Here is an 18,018-nt window from a genome sequence, read left to right as displayed (position 1 = left end):
CCCCCTCTTTTCCAGGGTTGGATTCCTCTCAATTCGGGGCATCGACGAGGTCAGCGTCGATCGATGGATCCTCGTGCGGGAAAGGGACGACGCAGCACGTGCCGCCCGTGTCCGACGGCGACGGGCTCGGAGCCGGGGAGGTCGATCGTCGCCTCCGCGCCGACGGGCACGAGCACCTCCGCCTCGAGGACGCCGCCCTCGAGCGACCAGTCGATCGATGCGGGTCCGTAGGGCGTGAGCACCTCCGCCCGCGCGCTCGTCACCGAGCCGCCGGGGCGCGGTGCGAAGAGGATCCGACGATAGCCGGGCTCGGTCGGCGAGATCCCCGCGACGACGCGGTGGAGCCAATCGGCGATCGCTCCGAACGCGTAGTGGCTGAACGAGGTCATCGTCGGCGAGTTCACCGTGCCGTCGGGCAGAAGGGAGTCCCAGCGCTCCCAGGTGGTCGTCGCCCCGTGGGTCACGGCGTAGAGCCATCCGGGGCACTCCGTGTTCTCGACGAGGAGGTAGGCCTCGTCGACGTGGTCGGCGAGGGTGAGCGCGTGGGCGATGAGCGGCGTCCCGACGAAGCCCGTCGCGATCCTTCCGCCGGCCTCGCGGACCATCCGCGCGAGGGACTTCCCGCCCTCCCGCGCGGCCCCGGCATCGGGGAAGAGGCCGAAGACGAGGGCGAGGGCGAGCGCCGTCTGCGTCGGCGCGCGCAGAGCCCCCGATTCGTCGAGCCACGTGCGCGCGAAGGCTCTCGCGACGGCGTCGGCGAGCTCCGCGTACTCGGCGGCGAGGGCGTCCTCGCCGATCGCGGCGCACAGGGCCGCGAAGGCCCGGCAGGCGCGGGCGAAGTAGGCGGTCGCGACGAGGTACTTGTCGGTGGCGCCGCCGGCGGGATCCTCGGGCGGCGCGGAGGGATCGAGCCAATCGCCGAACTGCTCGGAAGCGTGGCAGACGAGGCCGGGGCCGGCGGACCTGCGCACGTGCTCGAGCCAGCGCCGGGCGCTGTCGAACTGGCGGCGCAGGACGGCGTCGTCCCCCGTCGACCGGGCGAGGTCGAGCGGGGTGAGGACCGCGACGTCCCCCCAGACCGCCATAGGGTCCTTCGGGAGGAGGGAGAAGGGCTCGAGGGGGACGTAGGGGACGTACGGGGGCACCCAGTCGAGGTCGGCCTGTTCGGCCGCGAGGTCCTCGAGCCAGGAGCCGAGGACGCCGGACACGTCGTAGAGGAACGCCGCGGTCGGCGCGAAGACCTGGAGGTCCCCGGTCCACCCGAGGCGCTCGTCGCGCTGCGGGCAGTCGGTCGGGATGTCGACGAAGTTCGACCGGAGCGACCACACGACGTTCGAGTGGAGGCGCGCGATGAGCGGGTTCGAGCAGTCGAACCATCCGCGGCGCTCCATGTCGGAGTGGACGACCTCGGAGACGACGGAGTCCGGGCGGAGTTCGCCGATCCACCCCGCGACCTCGACGTAGCGGTAGCCGTGGATCGTGAATCGCGGCTCCCATTCGATGGGGGCCCCGCTGAGGACGAGGACGTCCTCGGCATCCGCGGTTCGCAGCGGCTCGAGGCAGAGCTCGCCGCCCTGGAGGACTTCGGCGTGCCTGAGGCGGAGTCGGTGGCCCGCGGGGCCGTCGGCCCGAACTCGGAGGCGCCCGGAGTGATTCTGTCCGAAGTCGAGGATGTAGCGGCCCTCGCCCTTGTCGACGATCTCGCGGGGGCGAAGCTCTTCGACACGACGGACGGGCGGGCCGAGGGGTGCGACGAGGGCGGTCGCCGGGAGGGCCTCCGCGCGGACGGGCGTCCATTCGGAGTCGTCGAATGCGGGCGTCGACCACGCCGGGTCGTGGAGGCGGGCGTCGAAGACCTCGCCCTCGTAGAGGCCGGAGGAGAGGATCGGACCGGGGCCGCCCGTCCAGCTCGCATCGGAGACGATGAGATGAGCGTTCCCGTCCTCGTCGATGATCTCGAGCTGGACGAGGGCGGAGAGGTCCTCGCCGTAGACGTCCCGCTTCCCGCCGCCGAAGCCGAGGCGCCCGCGCCACCAGCCGTCGCCGAGCCACACGCCGATGGCGTTCTCGCCCTCGACGAGGAGGTCGGCGACGTCGTACGTCGAGTAGCGGAGACGGTGGTGGTAGCTCGTCCAGCCGGGCGCGAGGACCTCGTCGCCGACGCGGCGCCCGTTGATCTCCGCCTCGACGAGTCCGTGCCCGCTGAGGTAGAGCCGGGCGCGGCGCGCCCGCGCCGGAAGGCGGAAGGTCCGTCGGATCCGCCCGGGGGCGCGCAACGGCGGCGTGAGGGATCCGCGCAGGCCGCGCGGGATGTCGGCCGACTGGAGGTGATCGGGCCGGGGATCGATCCGGTCCGGGGCGCCCGGCGCGATCGAGCCCGGCCTCGGGCCGACGGGGATCGCCGCCCAGTCCGTGCGGTCGAGCAGGCCGACCTCGACCGAGCCCGCCGGGCCCCACTCGCCCCACGACGCGCCGTCGGAGAGGCGGACGCGGGCGTCGACCCCCTGTCGGGAGGCGAGCGGCGCGAGCGGCCAGTCGACGAAGACCTGATCGGCGGTGTCGAGCTCGACGAGGCTCGTCCGCGACGCGCCATCGGGATCGGTCACCGCGATCTCGAGCTGGACTGCGCGCTGGCGGTAGTTCGGGTCGATCGCGTCGGCGGCACCGGCGACCCTCCAGGACAGGCGCGGCGACGCCTCGCCGATGCCGAGACGGGCGTCAGGGTGGTGCTCGAAGATCGGGGCGGTGGGCGTCGGCGCGCCGTGCGTCGGGGTCGGCATGGTCGGATCCTCTCCTACTCGGCCGTCAGCCAGTCGATGATTCGGGCGACGGTGCGCAGCGCCTCGGGCGTTTCGAGGCGATTGAGGTGCCCGTGGAGCGCGTTCGGCTCGCGAACGAGGCGGAGGTCGACGCCGGCCGACGCGAGGTCCGCGGCGAAGGCCTGGCCCGAGGGCCGCAGGGTGTCGAGCTCGGAGGTGATGACGAGGGCCGGCGGGAAGCCGGTGACGTCCCCGTGCGCCGGGAAGGCGTAGGGGTGCGCGCAGAGGCTCGCATCGCCGACGTAGTTGAGGTTGAGCTCGTCGCAGAGTTCGGGCGTGAAGCGCGCCTCCTCGGGGATCTCGTCCATGCGGGCGAGAAGATCGGCGGGGGCGGGAGGGATGACGTCGTGGAGCACGGGGTACACGAGGATCGCGCTCGCGGGAAGGGGTCCGCCCTCGTCCCTCATGCGCAGGCAGGTGACGGCCGCGAGGTTCCCACCGGCGCTGCCGCCGCCGACGTGCCAGCGGTCTGCGGGGACGCCGCCGAGCTCGGAGACGACGGCGTCGAGCCAGGCCGCGCGGACGTCGTCCCCGGGGACTGGGAAGTGGACGCCGTCGACGGCGAGCCGGTAGTCGACGTTGACGACGACGATTCCGGCCGCGGCGAGGAGTCGGGCGACCCCGTCGCCCTCGGGAACGTCGAGGTCGTTCATGCAGAATCCGCCGCCGTGGAGCCAGACGAGGCCGACGCCGACGGGCACCGACGGCAGGTAGAAGCGCGTGAGGACGTCTCCGTGGGGTCCCGGGATCGATCGATCCTTCGTGGTGAAGGGGATCGGAGCGGACGACGGGGTCGCCGGGGTCATGCGAGCGCCTCCTCGGCCTCGAGCGCGAACTCGTTGCGGGTCGAGCCGCGGAAGTAGAGACCGCCGATCGCGAAACCGATGGCGACGACGACGGCGAGTCCGAGGAAGACGCCTCGGGCGTTGGCGGTGAGGAGTGCGGGGGTGACGGTCGCGAAGGCCGCGGCGATCACTCGCGCGACGGCGAGGATCGTGCCCTGGGCGGTCGAGCGGAGCATCGTCGGGAAGGACTCTTGCGTCCACACCTTCATGATGCCCTCGAAGGCGAAGGCGTGACCGGTGGCGGCGACGAAGAGCGCGATGACCATCGTCATGAGGGTGACGCCGACGAGTCCGACGAGCGCGTAGGAAGAGGTCGCGAGGATGGCGCCGACGACGTAGAAGGGCATGCGCTTGGGGGTGTCGACGTACTTCATGAAGAGGAGGCCCGGCAGGAGGGCGGCGAGGAGGGCGATGAGGGCCCAGCGGTTGAACTCCTCGACCGTCGCGCCGGCGATCGTCGTCGCGATGAAGGTGTTGAAGGAGCCGGTCGTGTTCGCTCCGAGGTTCGCGAGAGTGTAGAAGCTGAGGAGCGCGAGGAACGGTGCGAGGTAGGGGGCCTTGAGGAGGTCGGCGACCTTGGCCTTCGGGGCCTCCTCGACGATTCCCGCGCGGCGGCGGGCGGCGGCCTCGAGCCAGACGGTGGATTCGGGGATCGTGAGGCGCCCGACGAGGACGATCGCGGCGATGACGCCGACGTGGGCGAAGAGGAGCTGGCCGCCAGCGCGCCCGAGGTTGCCCCAGAAGGAGGCGATGAGGATCGAGGCGACGATGCCGAGCAGCCAGAGGAGGTTCGACAGGAGGATGAGCTTGCCGCGGTTCTTGTCGGTGGCGCCCTCGGCGATCGTGGCGAGGGAGACGGGGAGGTCCGCGCCGATGCCGAGGCCGATGAGGACGATGCCGAGGAACAGCGGGAGGAACGAGGCCGAGGCGTAGGAGAGTCCCGCGCCGCAGACGATGAGGGCCATCGTGATGATGAAGACCTTGCGGCGGCCGAAGGTGTCGCCGAGTCGGCCGCCGACGATCGAGCCGATCGCGACGCAGAAGGTGAGGGCGCCCGAGAGGATGCCGAGCTGACCGGGGGTGAGGCCGATGGTCGCCTGGTAGATGGCGAGGGCGATGCCGGTGCCGACCATGGCGGCGGCGTCGATGTAGGACGCCATGCCGGCGATGACGCCGACGCGCCATTCGTTGGGTCGGCGGGCTTCGTGGGCAGATGCGTCCCGGGATGCGGTCGCGAGCGGGGTGGACACCGTGGATTCCTCCTTGAATCTCAATAACTCACACGTGTGAGTTATGTGGCACTACCGTAAGGTGTCAGTGCGAAGAACGCAAGGGGTGACCGATGAATCCGAGGAAGCGACCGACCGCGGCCGACGTGGCGGCGATCGCCGGGGTCTCCCGCTCGACCGTGTCCTACATCCTCAACGGCTCGGGCCGCCACACCTTCCCCGAGGAGACGATCGACAGGGTTCGAAGCGCCGCCGACCAGCTCGGATACACTCCCCAGGCGGCCGCGCGCGCCCTTCGCCGGGGCCGCTCCGGAATCGTCCTCCTCGCTGTTCCCGACGTGCCCGCGAGCTCGAACTTCTCCTCGCTCGTCTCCGCCCTCACCTACGGCGTGCGACGCGCCGGGCGCTCGCTCACCGTCCTCACGCTCGGCCCGTCCAACCGACTCCGCGACGTTCTGCGCGACATCTCGCCGAGCGTCATTCTCGAACTCCTCCCGCTCCCCGAGGAGGACCTGCGGGCCGCCCGCGCGGCCGGGGTCCAAGTCCTCTCCCTCGCGGAGCCGGTCGCCGACCTCGACCGGGAGGCGGGCGCGCTCCAGGTCGCCCACCTCGCCGAGACGGGACGCGAGCGCATCGCGATCCTCTCCCTCGACGCCGAGGTCACGCGCTCCTTCGCCGAGCCGCGCGTCGCCGGCGCCCTCGCGAAGGCCGCCGCGCTCGAGCTGCCGCCCGTCCGGGAATTGCGCCTCACCGGCGCCCCGCACAGCGCCGGCCGCCAGGTCGAGGAGTTCCTCCGCTCGATGACCGAGAACGGCCAGAAGGTCGACGCGATGTGCTGCTTCAACGACACGGTCGCCGCCGTCGTCGCGACGACCGCGATCCGCCTCGGACTGCGAGTACCGGAGGACCTCGCCGTCGTCGGCATGGACGACGACCCGCTCGCCGCCCTCCTCGCGCCTTCGCTGTCGACCGTCGCCTTCGACTACGCGGGGATCGGCACGCGGATCGAGGCGGTCCTGCGCGTCGAACTCGACGACTCGACCGAGTCCGTCCCCGCAGAGTGCGGGAGCGTGTCCCTCGTCCGTCGCGCGTCCTCCTGAACCCCGCCCGGCGAGCAGTCGGCCCCGCCCTCGTGCGCGATCGACGAGGACGGGGCCGGGGACTGCGGAACCGGAGGGGATCAGCCGAGGACGTCGGAGACGACCCGCTTCGCGGCCTCCTGGACCTCGGCGAGGTGCTCGGCGCCCTTGAAGGACTCCGCATAGATCTTGTAGACGTCCTCCGTGCCGGACGGACGGGCGGCGAACCACGCCGACTCCGTCGTCACCTTGAGACCGCCGATCGCCGCGTCATTGCCGGGCGCGCGGACGAGCTTCGCCTCGATCGCGTCGCCGGCGAGCTCGGTCGCCGTCACGTCCTCGGGGGAGAGGGCCGAGAGCTTCGCCTTCTGCTCGCGATTCGCGGGCGCGTCGATGCGGGCGTAGGCGGAGGCGCCGAAGCGCGCGACCTGCTCCTCGTGGAGCTGCGAGGGCGTCTTGCCGGTGACCGCGAGGATCTCGGAGGCGAGGAGGGCGAGGATGATGCCGTCCTTGTCCGTCGACCACACGGTCCCGTCCTTGCGGAGGAACGAGGCGCCCGCGGACTCCTCGCCGCCGAAGCCGACCGAGCCGTCGAGCAGGCCCGGGACGAAGTACTTGAAGCCGACCGGGACCTCGATGAGGCGGCGGCCCATCGACGCGACGACCCGGTCGATGAGGGCCGAGGAGACGAGGGTCTTACCGACCGCCGCGCCCTCGCCCCAGCCCGGGCGGTGCGAGAACAGGTACTCGATCGCGACGGCGAGGTAGTGGTTCGGGTTCATGAGGCCGTCCGGCGTCACGATGCCGTGGCGGTCCGAATCCGCGTCGTTGCCGGTCGCGATGTCGTAGGGCGTCTCGCCGTTCGCATCCGGGGTCATCGCCTGGCGCAGCGACGCCATCGCATTCGGGGACGAGCAGTCCATGCGGATCTTCCCGTCCCAGTCGAGCGTCATGAACGGCCACGCCGGATCGACGACCGGGTTGACGACGGTGAGGTCGAGGTCGTAGCGCTCGGCGATCGCCGCCCAGTAGTCGACCGAGGCGCCGCCGAGCGGGTCGGCGCCGATGCGGACGCCCGCCTCGCGGATCGCGTCGATGTCGATGACCTGGTCGAGCTGGTCGACGTAGAAGCGCAGGTAGTCGAACTTCTCGAGGTGCGGGTCCTCGAAGAGCGAGGGGCCGATGATGCGCGGGACCTTGCGCCAGCCCTCCTCGAGGATCTCGTTCGCGCGGTTCGCGATCCAGCCGGTCGCGTCGGTGTCGGCCGGGCCGCCGTGAGGCGGGTTGTACTTGAAGCCGCCGTCGCGCGGCGGGTTGTGCGAGGGCGTGACGACGATGCCGTCCGCCAGGCCCGGGCCCGAGGTGCGCAGCGCCTCCGGCGCGCCGTTCGCGCCGAGGATCGCGACCGAGACCGCCGGGGTCGGCGTGTAGGAGTTGCCCGAGTCGATCTTCACCGTGACGCCCGCGGCCGCGAGGACCTCGAGGGCGGTGCGCCACGCCGGCTCGGACAGGGCGTGGGTGTCGCGGCCGATGTAGAGGGGGCCGTCGAACCCCTGGGCGGCGCGGTACTCGACGATCGCCTTGGTGATCGCGACGATGTGCGCCTCGTTGAACTTGCCGTCGAGCGAGGACCCGCGGTGTCCGGAGGTGCCGAACGAGACGCGCTGGTCGACGACGCTCGGATCGGGCTCGATGTCGTAGTAGGCGGAGACGACCTCGTCGACGTCGATGAGGTCTTCGGGAAGGGCAACGGTGCCGGCTCTTTCGTGCATGCGACCAGTGTCGCACCCGTTCGCGCGCTCCGACGCCCGATTCCCGAAGAGCGGAATCCCGCTCCCCCGGACGCACGGCCCCGACCTCGTCGATCGTCCCCGGGGCGGGCCGACGCACTTTCGCGTTCTGGGGCCGGAGTCCCCCCGGGAGCGGGCGGCGTGCCGCTACCCTGTGTTACGCCGGTCACGCCGGTTCGAGCAACGAAGACGATGCAGGAGGCCCTCGTGGGGTGGTTTGACTCCGTCGAGCACAACAGGTGGCTGTCGACGCAGATGCAGGCGTTGATCGCCGAGGCCGAGGGGGCGATCGTCCCCACGGGATTCGCGCACCTCACGGACGAGGGCGAGCCCGACCCGACGCGGAGCATCGACCTCGCCGTCACGGCGCGCATGCTCTACGTGTTCTCCCTCGGCGTCCTCATGGGACTGCCGGGCACGCGCCGCTACGCCGACCATGCCCTCACCTGCATCGGCACGTACTTCACCGACCCGGTGAACGGCGGCATGTGGACGTCGATCAAGGCGGAGCCCGACGAATCCGGCCACGGCGTCCCCTGGGACGAGGAGGGCCGCGCGAAGTCCCAGTACCACAACGCCTACGTCATCCTCGGCCTCGCGGCGGCGACCGTCGCGAACCGGCAGGGCGCCCACGAACTCCTCGGCCAGGTCCTCCACGACCAGGAGCGGCACTGGCTCGAGCCGAACGGCCTCGTCGTCGACCAGTACGACGAGACCTTCACCGAGATCCTCCCCGTCCGCACGACCGGCACGCTCCTCCACACCGCCGAGGCCTACCTCGCGGCCGCCGAGGCGACGACCGACCCCGTGTGGATCGAGCGCGCCGAGGCGATGGCCGCCTTCGCGCACCGCGTCGCCTCGAACTCGGACTGGCGCCTGCCCGAGTACTTCGATAACTCGTGGACGCCGCTGACGGGCGAGCCCCAGGGACTGGCCGACCGGCGCCGCGTCTACCACGGGGCCGTCACCGGCCACGCCCTCCAGTGGTCGCGCCTCGCCCTCCAGATCCGGGCCGGCCTGCGTTCGCTCGGGCGCAACCAGCCCGAGTACCTCATGGAGATGGGCCTCGAGCTCTTCGAGCGCGCCCGCGTCGACGGCTGGCGCCGCACCGAAGGGCACGCGGGCTTCGCCACCTCGATCGACGCGAACGGCGAGCCGGTGCCCGGCGAGGACGAGCACCAGCAGTGGGTCGTCTGCGAGGGCGTATCCGCGACCGTCGCCCTGCGCCGCGCGATGCTCGACGACGGCGCCTCCATCGGCGAGGTCGAGCACTTCGAGCACTGCTACCGCTCCTTCCTCGACTTCATCAACGACCACCTCATCTCCCAGCCGGGCCGCTGGATCCGCCGCCTCGGCCCGCGCAACGAAGCGGTCGTCTCCTCGAAGTCCTCCCGCTGGGACGTCTACCACGCCGTCCAGGCGATGCTCGCCGTCCGCGTGCCGCTGTGGCCGCCGTACGCCGCGGCCCTCTCGCGCGGGCTCCTCGACAAGCCGGAGGAGGCCCCGGCCGACAAGAAGTCCTGGAACTTCTTCGGGCTGCGCCACTGACCTGCTTGCGGCGAGCCTCCTTCTCCGCTCGTCCGCGCCACCGCCCCGCTCTCGTTCATCGACGAGGCCGGGGCGGTGCGCCATCTTGAGGAGGCCGTCGGGCGGCTCCGCCCCGCGTGACGCACCGCGCGTTCCGCGTCTTCGCGGTCGGCGCTCGGCGGGCGTCCGCGTCGGGTACGATCGACGGGTCCGTCGGCTTGCGTCGGCGGGTCCGGAGGGCTGACCGAGCGGCCGAAGGTGGCGGTCTTGAAAACCGCTGTGTCAGCAATGGCACCGGGGGTTCGAATCCCTCGCCCTCCGCTGATCGGCTCGTCGCCGGGCGCCTCCTCTTTGGAGGTGGGCGCTTCGTGCACTAGAGTCGACCGCACTGGAGACGTCGCATAGTCCGGTCGAGTGCGCCTCCCTGCTAAGGAGGTAGGGGTGTATTAGCCCCTCGCGGGTTCAAATCCCGCCGTCTCCGCCACGGGAAAACCCCGGGGCTCCGCAACCGTTGGAATCCCGGGGTTTTCCGCACCATTCAGCGGGAAACCCGGCGTCGGGCTCAAACGACGAACAGGACCCGAGAGGACTCGAATAGACTCAGATGGACCCCTCTCGTTCCACGTACGTTCCACGCGAGCCGGATCCGCGCTCGCGGAAATTCGTGGAATAGCCGAGGGCGTGGAACAGCGGATGACCTGGGGGAGGGGACCATCATGGGCCGACGCGGGTTCGGGAGCATCGAACGACTCCCATCGGGCCGCTACCGCGCCCGCTATCGGGATCCGCGCGACCGGCGACGATGGATCAACGCGCCCACGACCTTCCAACGCAAGGGCGAAGCCGACGCATGGATATCCGCCCAATGGACCGCCGTCGCCTCCGGCCACTGGACACCCCCCGAAGACGCGGCCGCCGCCGAAGCCGCTCGCGCTCGAGCCCAAGCCCGAACCGTCGGGATCGTCGCCGCCGAATGGCTCGATGTCGGGGCCGAATCCGGTACCAAGGGCAAGCCGTGGAAGCCCAAGACCCTCGAGCACTACCGCCGACAGGTCGCCGCCCACCTCGACCCGACGCCCCTCGCCGCACTCCCCGTCTGCGACGTCACCGAGGCCGACGTCCGCGCATGGCGCGACGCCCTCCCACCCGGACGCAAAGGCGGACGCCGGAATGCCGAGGTCATGCTCTCCGGCGTCCTCGCCCACGCCCAACGCGCCGGCGACATCCCCACCAACCCCGCCGACCGGATCCTCGGTTGGGGACGTGACCCCCACGTGAAACAGGGCGCGACCACCATCGCCACCCCCGCGCAGATCGACACCATCCGCGAACACATGCCCGACCGCTACCGCGCGATGATCGACCTCGCTGCATGGTGCGCCCTCCGATTCGGCGAGGTCACCGAACTGCGCCGAGGCGACGTCCACGGCGACACCCTCCACATCCGGAGAGCCGCCGAACACGTCACCGGACGCGGATTCGTCGTCGACGCCCCCAAGTCGGCCGCCGGCATCCGCACGGTCACCATGCCCGCCACCGTCGCCCAGCGCGTCTCCGACCATCTCGCCGCCCACGTCCTCGCCTCACCCGATGCCCTCCTCTTCCCCTCCCAGAAAGACCCCGCCCACCACCTCGGGAACTCGACCCTCTGGCACCTCTACGCCCCCGCCGTAGCGGCCGCCGGACTCCCCACCGAATCCACACCCCGCCTCAAGCGCTTCACCTTCCACGACCTCCGGCACACCGGACTCACCTACGGCGCCCAAGTCGGAGCCACACCCGCCGAACTCATGGCCCGAGGCGGCCACTCCGACCCCAAGACCGCGCAGATCTACCAACACGCCACCGCCGAACGCGACCGCGCCCTCGCCGCCCGCCTCGACGCCCTCATCTCCGACGACGCCACCCAGCCGGCCCGCCGGCGAACCCTCCGACAACTCCAAGGCCGACGCAGGGGCCGGCCCACCCGAACCCCACGCCGCTAACCCCCCGGGGATACTCGCCCACCGAGTACCCCCACCACACCCCAGGAATGGGGGCACCACGGTTCCCCCAAACGCCGAGGGGTACGCGGATCTGCGTACCCTCCACGCCACCGACCGGACGCGATCCGCCCCGGGGATCTCGACGCCATTGAGACCCCCCGGCGCTCGCGGCCACCGACCGGGCCCCGGCCCGATCCCGACCATGAACCGGATCGCGCTCGCGGCCACCACACCCTAGGAATGGGGGCACCACGGTTCCCCCTCTCGCCGGGGGTGGGCGAGAAGTGCCCACCCCATTGCGCCGCAGACGTCGACGCGGATCCGCCGGACCGAATGGGACCGGAAAACGGACGGAATGGCGTCCGGGATAGCCCAGGAAGTGACGCACCCCACACCAGTAACCACATTTCGGGCGAAAATTCGCGCGATCAAGCGGATCCGGCCCCGCGAAACGGGCGAAAAGTTTACCAAGGGCCGCCTAAGTTACTCGACCGGCACCCGTCGCGTTACTACAGGTGGCGAACTGTTTCGACGTCTCCAATCGGGCCGCGAAGGGGGCCCAACACAGACGGCGCGCCCGCGTGCTGGAATTGAGGGCACGCGAGTCCCCTCCGGTCCACGTGGGGGAGTAGCAGACCGGGCGGACGCCCCCAGTCGAGAGCGGCAACTCTCGACGCGACAGGGGACGAACCGCCCGGCCACCTCACCCAGCTGCGAACCAGGAAGAGGCGCCCCAATGATGCCCCGAACTCTGCCCCCCAGTCACCCCCGCACGTCCTCCGGGGAGGTGAACCCCAGCACCGGCCCCGACTTCTACAGCCTCGCCCGCCTCGCCGACGTCCTCGACGTCAACCCGCGCACGCTGCGCCGCATGGTCGACCGAGGAGAGCTCGAAGCCGTCCGCATCGGCCGCGCGATCCGGATCCCGGGCCGCGAACTGCGCCGCCTCGGCTACACGCCGAAGGATGCAGCATGACACGCGCCGAAATCCCCACGCCGCGAGATCCCCGGGGTATGCTCGCCGCAGGTGCTGAAAACACCCCTACCGATAGCGGTGACCGCCCCGTCAAGGCGGTTTCTTCATGCGACCTCTGCGAGGCCGTCGGGAGTCCGTGGGAATACAAGACCCCGCCCCATGCGGGGGAATACCCGGGCGCGACTATCGGCGCGTTTTCAGCTCCCGGCCCTCGCGTCGCTGAAAACGACGCGCGTGCCTCCACTGCACCGATAGGCACAGGAGATCCGGCAATGGACAGCCGCACCGCACCCGCACACCCGCACACCCCCGAGGACGAGACCACGCTCGACGCGCGCAACATCCTCACCATCTACGCCCCCGGGTTCGCCGACTTCACCGACGAGCAACGCCGCGCGATCCACGTCGAAGCGAACCGAGTCGTCGGGATCATGGTCCGCCGCGCCAAGCGCATCGCAGACGAGGCGAAGCAGTTCGAACGCGCATTCGGACCCGAGGCCACCGAGGCCGCCCTCACGCTCTACGAAGCGATCACAGACCCCACCCTCCTCGACCGAGGCCTCGCCACCGAGGGGGAACTCCGATGACCACCAAGAACGACGCCCGCACCCAGCTCGCGACCGCCGCCGAACACCTCGGCATCGGCCGCCTCGGCCTCCTCATCGACGACCTCACGCCCACCGGCGCCGAGATCGTCCTCAACCAGGTCGCCGCCGACCTCTCCCGCCTCGTCCGCGAAGAACTCACCCGGTACGAGATCCTCACCCTCCACGTGCCCGAGCTCGCCGAACTCACCCACGAGAAGCGCGCAGCCGTGACCGTCGCCGCCGAAAACGCCGCCCGAGCCGTCGCCCAAGCCGCGACCCTCGACGCCCTCGAGGAGACGCACCGATGATCCGCAACGAAACCCCCCACTACCGGCCGGCCATCGCGTTCGAACAGATCGCCGCCGAAGCGATCAACGAAGCCGAACGCCTCTGGAAGGAAGACGGCCTCATGCGCGAAGCCGCCGACGTCCTCCGATTCGCCGCCCAATCCCTCGAACACTCCCAGGACTACCGCGAACGCCGCGCCCGCACCATCGCCGACCGCGAAACCCAGGGGGCCACACGATGACCCGCGAACAGCCCCCCGCGCTCGCGGCCGCCATCGACGAGGCCCCCACGCCCCTCGAGGCCGCCCTCGACTACGCCGGCCGGGGGTGGAAGGTCCTCCCCCTCGTCCACACGGGCCCCAAGGCGAAGGCCCCGGCGGTCCGCAGGGGATTCCATGCGGCCACCACCGACCCGGCGCAGATCCGCCAATGGTGGAAGACCCGCCCGAGCGCCCTCGTCGGCCTCGTCGTCCCTCCGGGCGTCGTCGTCCTCGACATCGACCCGCGCAACGGCGGCACCCTCGCCGACCTCGAAGCCGTCAACGGGGATCCGCTGCCCGCGACCCGCACCGTCCGCACTGGGTTCGGCGGCCTTCACCTCTGGTTCCTCACCCGCGACTCCCAGCCGCTCGCCGCCCACCCCCAGGGCGTCGACGGCCGCCCCCTCGTCGGAATCGACGTCAAGGCCGCCGGACGCGGCTACGTCGTCGCCCCACCCTCCCGACACCCGTCAACCGGCCTTGCCTACACGTGGGAGAACCCCGGCCCCGTCCTCCACTGCCCCCGACGTCTCTACGCCGCCCTACGGCGCGAACAGGCGCCCGCACGCACCAGGACACCCGCGAGCGCGCAAAGCCCGCGAGCGCGCCGGGACGACCCCTCAACGGCCCCGGGATCCGGCCGGCCGCCATCGCCCGACGGGCTCATCCGCTGGTACCGGACGACAACCCACGAGGGGGAACGGAACGAACGCCTCTACCGGGTCGCGTGCCGTCTCCTCGAGGAAGGACACCCCCCGCAGGTCCTCGACCGCCTCGCCGACGCCGCCCGAGACCTCGGCCTCGAAGACGTCGAAGTCGGAAAGACGATCATCTCGGCAATGGAACGCCACTACGCGAAGACGCAGGGCGCCGCATGAGCGGCACCCTCGTCACCGAGCTACTCGCCCACGCCGCCCACATCGGCGGAACCGAGAAACTCGTCCTCTTCGCAATCGCATGGCGCGCCTACGCCGAGAACGACCCCGAACACGCCAACGGCACCCGCTACCCCAACGCCCAAGAGATCCGCCCCCGCGAGGCCTACATCCCGCGAGCCGAACTCGAAGCATGGACCGGGCGCCGAGGGCGAACCATCTCCGACGCCATCGCCTCACTGCGCCGAATGGGCCTCGACGTCGTAGTCCCCGCCCGCACCGAAGCCGGAACAACCGCCACCGCATTCCGAGGCCACTCGACCACCTACCGACTCCCGACGGCCGCCGAACTCGACGCCACCCGAAAGGGTGCGGACGACCGCACCCAATCCGGATCCCGAACGCCGACGGCCGCCGAACTCGACGCCACCCGAAAGGGTGCGGACGACCGCACCCAATCCGGATCCCGAACGCCGACGGCCGCCGAACTCGACGCCACCCGAAAGGGTGCGGACGACCGCACCCAATCCGGCGACCTCGACCCCCCAACACCCGAAGAGAAAGGGTGCGGTACACCGCCGGAAAGGGTGCGGTACACCGCCGGAAAGGGTGCGGTACACCGCACCCCATAAACAAAACAAAACAACAAACCACTACCCCCCTACCCCCGGGCCCCGCGAACCGACCACCGCGCTCGCGGCCGCCGCCCTGGTACCGACCCGGACCCCGACCGCGAACCGGATCGCGCTCGCGGCCAGTGCCCGGATACCGACCGCGAACCTGAGGAGGCGAACCGATGCCGAAGCCGACCGAGAAGCCGCCCGCCGAAGTGCTCCGGCAACTGAACGCGCTCAAGGCCCTCAGCGCTGCGCACGCGATCCCGGACGACGCGCGACCCGCGTACCGCTGGCTCTCGGCCGCCCTCGATGCGCTCGACCAGGCGCCGCCGTGCAACGGGCTCGAGGAATTCACCGTCGAACGCAAGTGGCGCGCGAACGACGGAACGTTCAACGGCGCCGACTACGCCGATGCGGTCGACATGGCGGCCCGGATCTGCGCCCGCTGCCCCGTCCTCGACGAGTGCCGGGCCTACGGGATCGCCAACCCTCGAGAGTTCGGGATCTGGGGAGGCCTCGACCGGGCGGCCCGCCGGACCCTCGCCGATGCCGACGAACAGCAGACCGCATGACACGCGAGAAGCCACCCAGAAGCCCCGCAGACGCGCGAACAGGGCCAAGCCAGTACGCGAGGCCATCAACCACCCAAACGCCCGCCAGACGACCGTCTAGCGAATCCAAACAGGAAGGAACCCAGTAATGCCGGAATTCTCAGTAAGCAACGAGCAGGACCTCATTCATCGACTCTTCGCACCCGACCAGCCGAAGCCGAAGGAATTCGAGATCAAGGACGTCGCCCCCCTCGAGGTCGCCGACCCCGCACCCAGTCCGGATCCAGAACCGGCCACGCCCAAGGGCCCCGACGCCACCGAGGGGGCCGACGACGAGGCCCTAAGCCAGACTGAGGCCATCGAAGCGAACGACCCCGAAGATCCGGCGCCCGACTCTGCCGACTCTGCCGACTCTGCCGAGGCCACCGAAGGCCCCGAGGGTCCCGAGACCGTGGGGACTGACCGGGCCTCGCGCGAGGCCGCGAAATACCGGACGCGCCTCCGCGAGACCGAGAAGAAGCTCGCGACAGCCCAATCCATGTACAACGCCCTCATTCGGCAAATCGTCATTTCTCAGCTCCCCGACTACATCACAGAAAGACTCCTCTCGAAGGAACTCGACGGAGATTTCTCAACGCTCCTCAACGTCGACGGAACAGTGAACAAGCAAGCGATTTCCGAGACATTCGAGCGAATGCGCAAGGATTACAAACTCGGTCCCCAAGACGTCTACGTCAGTGGCATCTCCAGCGCCCCGAGCACGGGCACATTCGAATCGGCCTCGTGGTATTCCGTGTTCACCGACCGAGACGTAGAATTCTAGGCAACATCGGCGACACGCTGGCCCCGTGGGCCGCCCGCCGGTCAGCACCCCCAGCGGGGGAGCGCAGAGCCCTAGAGGGGCGCCGCGAGACATGAAACGTCACGACAGCGGCGCCCCTCTACCCGTTTTCGGGGGCGCCATGAACGGAGAAACCTCCCATGATGAAGACCACCGAAACCAGCAAGTCGTTCCTACCCGACGAGATCGGGCCCCTCGTCATTCAGCCGACAATGGCCCAGTCCGTCGCCTTCCAGGCCTCCGGCGTGCAGATGTTCTCCGCCGACAACGTCGACGCGATCCGCCTCCCCATCGTCAAGGCCGACCCGTCGGCCGCGTGGGTCGCCGAAGGCGAAGAGATCCCCGCATCGGACCAGGTACTCGCCGAAGACGTCGACACCTTCCACAAGGTCGCCGGCCTCACCATCGTCTCCCGCGAACTCGTCTCCGACTCGGCCCCCTCCGTCGCCGACGAGGTCGGAAAGGGCCTCGCCCGCGACATCTCCCGCAAGATCGACGCCGCGTTCTTCGGATCCCGAGCCGACAAGCTCGTCCCCCCTCGAGGACTCGGGGACATCACCGGAATCGGCACCGTCGCAGCCGGCACCGCATGGAAGAACTCGGACCCGTTCGTCGAAGCGATCTACAACGCCGAGAACGCCGCAGCGAAGATCCGGACATTCGTCGCCAACCCCGCCGACGCGCTCGCCCTCGCCAAGCTCAAGGACCAGACCGGATCCGAACGCCCCCTACTCGGACCCGACCCGACCCAGCCGACCCGCCGAATCCTCGCCGGCGTCCCACTCCTCTCCTCGCCGGCCGTCGCAGCCGGCACCGTCTGGGGAATCCCGGAGAGTCACTGCGTCTTCGCTATCCGCGAAGACGTCACCCTCGACCGAGACGGATCCGCGTTCTTCACGTCCGACCGAATCGCCATCCGCGCCACAATGCGAATCGCGATCCTCTACCCGCACCCCGCAGCAATTCAGAAAATCACCATCGGCGCCTAGAAAATCGCGCAATAAATGCGCAGACGAAAAGGCGACGAGAATTCACGGAAAGCCCGGCGATGAATAAATTCTCATCAACGGACCAAGGCGGGGAGGGGGGTACCCCTCCCCTCCCCGCCCGCTCCCCAAACGAGGTCATAGCGAAATATCTCCCCGCATTTTTTCCACAATTCGAGAATATGCGCGACCATGCATAATATTCAGTTGGAAATTCGCCGATAATTCGCTCATATCCCCTCGCGTGAACTCCTCCGAGCTGTTCCACATACGTTCCACGGACCAAAGAACGGCGACTATTTGCGCTGTTCACAGCGGTTTGGTTGAAAATCCCGCCGTCTCCGCCAGGGGAAAACCCCGGGGTTCCACAACCGTTGGAATCTCGGGGTTTTCCGCACCATTCAGCGGGAAACCCGGCGTCGGGCTCAAACGGCGAACAGGACCCGCTCCTTCCCCTCACCGAGAGCATCACGTCCGCGCGCCGAGAGCATCACCTTCGTCCATCGAAAGCATTACTTCCGCTAGCCGACGACCCTCGTCCCCTGGATCGCCGTCTCGGCGGGCTTCGCGGGTGGGGAAGGGCATCGAGTGTGCGATCCAGGTGGCCTGACACCCGGAATCAGCCTCTCGCATGACCTACATCGCCGTCTCGGCGGGCTCTGGTGGGCGGGAAGGGCATCGAGTGTGCGTTCCAGGTGGCCTGACACCCGGAATCAGCCTCTCGCATGACCTACATCGCCGTCTCGGCGGGCTCTGGTGGGCGG

16 protein-coding genes and 2 tRNA genes are annotated in these 18,018 nt (G+C 69.9%); 14 read left to right on the top strand and 4 right to left on the bottom strand.

What is annotated here, in order from left to right:
• Nucleotides 1-50 precede the first annotated feature (50 nt).
• From DY157_RS07575 to DY157_RS07565, 3 genes are read right to left on the bottom strand one after another with little or no spacing between them, the layout of a single operon-like run.
• Nucleotides 51-2,780 (bottom strand): glycoside hydrolase family 78 protein, encoded by a 2,730-nt coding sequence (locus tag DY157_RS07575; RefSeq protein ID WP_115728063.1) that lies wholly within the window; start codon nucleotides 2,778-2,780, stop codon nucleotides 51-53.
• A 14-nt stretch (nucleotides 2,781-2,794) separates the two neighbouring features.
• Nucleotides 2,795-3,625 carry an alpha/beta hydrolase gene (locus DY157_RS07570; RefSeq protein WP_115728062.1) on the bottom strand — a complete coding sequence of 277 codons (831 nt, stop codon included), beginning with the start codon at nucleotides 3,623-3,625 and terminating at the stop codon, nucleotides 2,795-2,797.
• Nucleotides 3,622-4,914 carry an MFS transporter gene (locus DY157_RS07565; RefSeq protein ID WP_218938070.1) on the bottom strand — a complete coding sequence of 431 codons (1,293 nt, stop codon included), beginning with the start codon at nucleotides 4,912-4,914 and terminating at the stop codon, nucleotides 3,622-3,624. Before DY157_RS07565 ends, DY157_RS07570 begins: the two co-directional genes overlap by 4 nt.
• A gap of 92 nt (nucleotides 4,915-5,006) precedes the next feature.
• Between DY157_RS07565 and DY157_RS07560 the strand changes: the two genes are divergently transcribed.
• Nucleotides 5,007-5,993, top strand: a complete 987-nt coding sequence (locus DY157_RS07560; protein ID WP_115728061.1) for a LacI family DNA-binding transcriptional regulator — start codon at nucleotides 5,007-5,009, stop codon at nucleotides 5,991-5,993.
• Between the two features lie 80 nt (nucleotides 5,994-6,073).
• On the opposite strand, the gene pgm is transcribed toward DY157_RS07560, so the two are convergent.
• Nucleotides 6,074-7,744, bottom strand: coding sequence for a phosphoglucomutase (alpha-D-glucose-1,6-bisphosphate-dependent) (gene pgm / locus DY157_RS07555; protein WP_115728060.1), 1,671 nt, complete (start codon nucleotides 7,742-7,744; stop codon nucleotides 6,074-6,076).
• Between the two features lie 225 nt (nucleotides 7,745-7,969).
• Between pgm and DY157_RS07550 the strand changes: the two genes are divergently transcribed.
• The 13 genes from DY157_RS07550 to DY157_RS07490 all read left to right on the top strand — a co-directional run bounded on the left by DY157_RS07550 (nucleotide 7,970) and on the right by DY157_RS07490 (nucleotide 17,257).
• Nucleotides 7,970-9,310, top strand: a complete 1,341-nt coding sequence (locus DY157_RS07550) for an AGE family epimerase/isomerase (RefSeq protein ID WP_115728440.1) — start codon at nucleotides 7,970-7,972, stop codon at nucleotides 9,308-9,310.
• A 213-nt stretch (nucleotides 9,311-9,523) separates the two neighbouring features.
• A tRNA-Ser gene (locus DY157_RS07545) sits at nucleotides 9,524-9,610 on the top strand.
• 69 nt (nucleotides 9,611-9,679) lie between these two features.
• A tRNA-Ser gene (locus DY157_RS07540) sits at nucleotides 9,680-9,773 on the top strand.
• 232 nt (nucleotides 9,774-10,005) lie between these two features.
• The gene (locus DY157_RS07535; protein WP_115728059.1) at nucleotides 10,006-11,274 is read left to right on the top strand and encodes a tyrosine-type recombinase/integrase; all 1,269 of its coding nucleotides are present in this window, start codon (nucleotides 10,006-10,008) and stop codon (nucleotides 11,272-11,274) included.
• A 787-nt stretch (nucleotides 11,275-12,061) separates the two neighbouring features.
• A complete protein-coding gene (locus DY157_RS11385) occupies nucleotides 12,062-12,250 on the top strand; it encodes a helix-turn-helix domain-containing protein (protein WP_160159482.1) in 189 nt (62 codons plus the stop codon).
• The gene (locus DY157_RS11380; protein ID WP_160159481.1) at nucleotides 12,247-12,837 is read left to right on the top strand and encodes a hypothetical protein; all 591 of its coding nucleotides are present in this window, start codon (nucleotides 12,247-12,249) and stop codon (nucleotides 12,835-12,837) included. Before DY157_RS11385 ends, DY157_RS11380 begins: the two co-directional genes overlap by 4 nt.
• A complete protein-coding gene (locus DY157_RS07520) occupies nucleotides 12,834-13,145 on the top strand; it encodes a hypothetical protein (protein WP_115728056.1) in 312 nt (103 codons plus the stop codon). Before DY157_RS11380 ends, DY157_RS07520 begins: the two co-directional genes overlap by 4 nt.
• Nucleotides 13,142-13,366, top strand: a complete 225-nt coding sequence (locus DY157_RS07515; RefSeq protein WP_115728055.1) for a hypothetical protein — start codon at nucleotides 13,142-13,144, stop codon at nucleotides 13,364-13,366. Before DY157_RS07520 ends, DY157_RS07515 begins: the two co-directional genes overlap by 4 nt.
• Nucleotides 13,363-14,262: a bifunctional DNA primase/polymerase gene (locus tag DY157_RS07510; RefSeq protein ID WP_115728054.1), complete on the top strand. Its 900-nt coding sequence runs from the start codon at nucleotides 13,363-13,365 to the stop codon at nucleotides 14,260-14,262. The genes DY157_RS07515 and DY157_RS07510 overlap by 4 nt, the downstream gene beginning before the upstream one ends.
• Nucleotides 14,259-14,891 carry a hypothetical protein gene (locus DY157_RS07505; protein WP_115728053.1) on the top strand — a complete coding sequence of 211 codons (633 nt, stop codon included), beginning with the start codon at nucleotides 14,259-14,261 and terminating at the stop codon, nucleotides 14,889-14,891. Before DY157_RS07510 ends, DY157_RS07505 begins: the two co-directional genes overlap by 4 nt.
• A 164-nt stretch (nucleotides 14,892-15,055) precedes the next feature.
• Nucleotides 15,056-15,448, top strand: coding sequence for a WhiB family transcriptional regulator (locus tag DY157_RS07500; protein ID WP_115728052.1), 393 nt, complete (start codon nucleotides 15,056-15,058; stop codon nucleotides 15,446-15,448).
• A 127-nt stretch (nucleotides 15,449-15,575) separates the two neighbouring features.
• Complete coding sequence (locus tag DY157_RS07495) at nucleotides 15,576-16,250, top strand: hypothetical protein (RefSeq protein WP_115728051.1); 675 nt, start codon at nucleotides 15,576-15,578, stop codon at nucleotides 16,248-16,250.
• A 158-nt stretch (nucleotides 16,251-16,408) separates the two neighbouring features.
• Nucleotides 16,409-17,257, top strand: a complete 849-nt coding sequence (locus DY157_RS07490; RefSeq protein ID WP_115728050.1) for a phage major capsid protein — start codon at nucleotides 16,409-16,411, stop codon at nucleotides 17,255-17,257.
• Nucleotides 17,258-18,018 lie beyond the last annotated feature (761 nt).

The sequence above is a fragment of the Actinomyces culturomici genome, assembly GCF_900499005.1.
Taxonomy (GTDB): domain Bacteria; phylum Actinomycetota; class Actinomycetes; order Actinomycetales; family Actinomycetaceae; genus Pauljensenia; species Pauljensenia culturomici.
The sequence above is the reverse complement of the archived record's forward strand: the minus strand, read 5'-3'. Positions and strand labels throughout refer to the sequence as shown.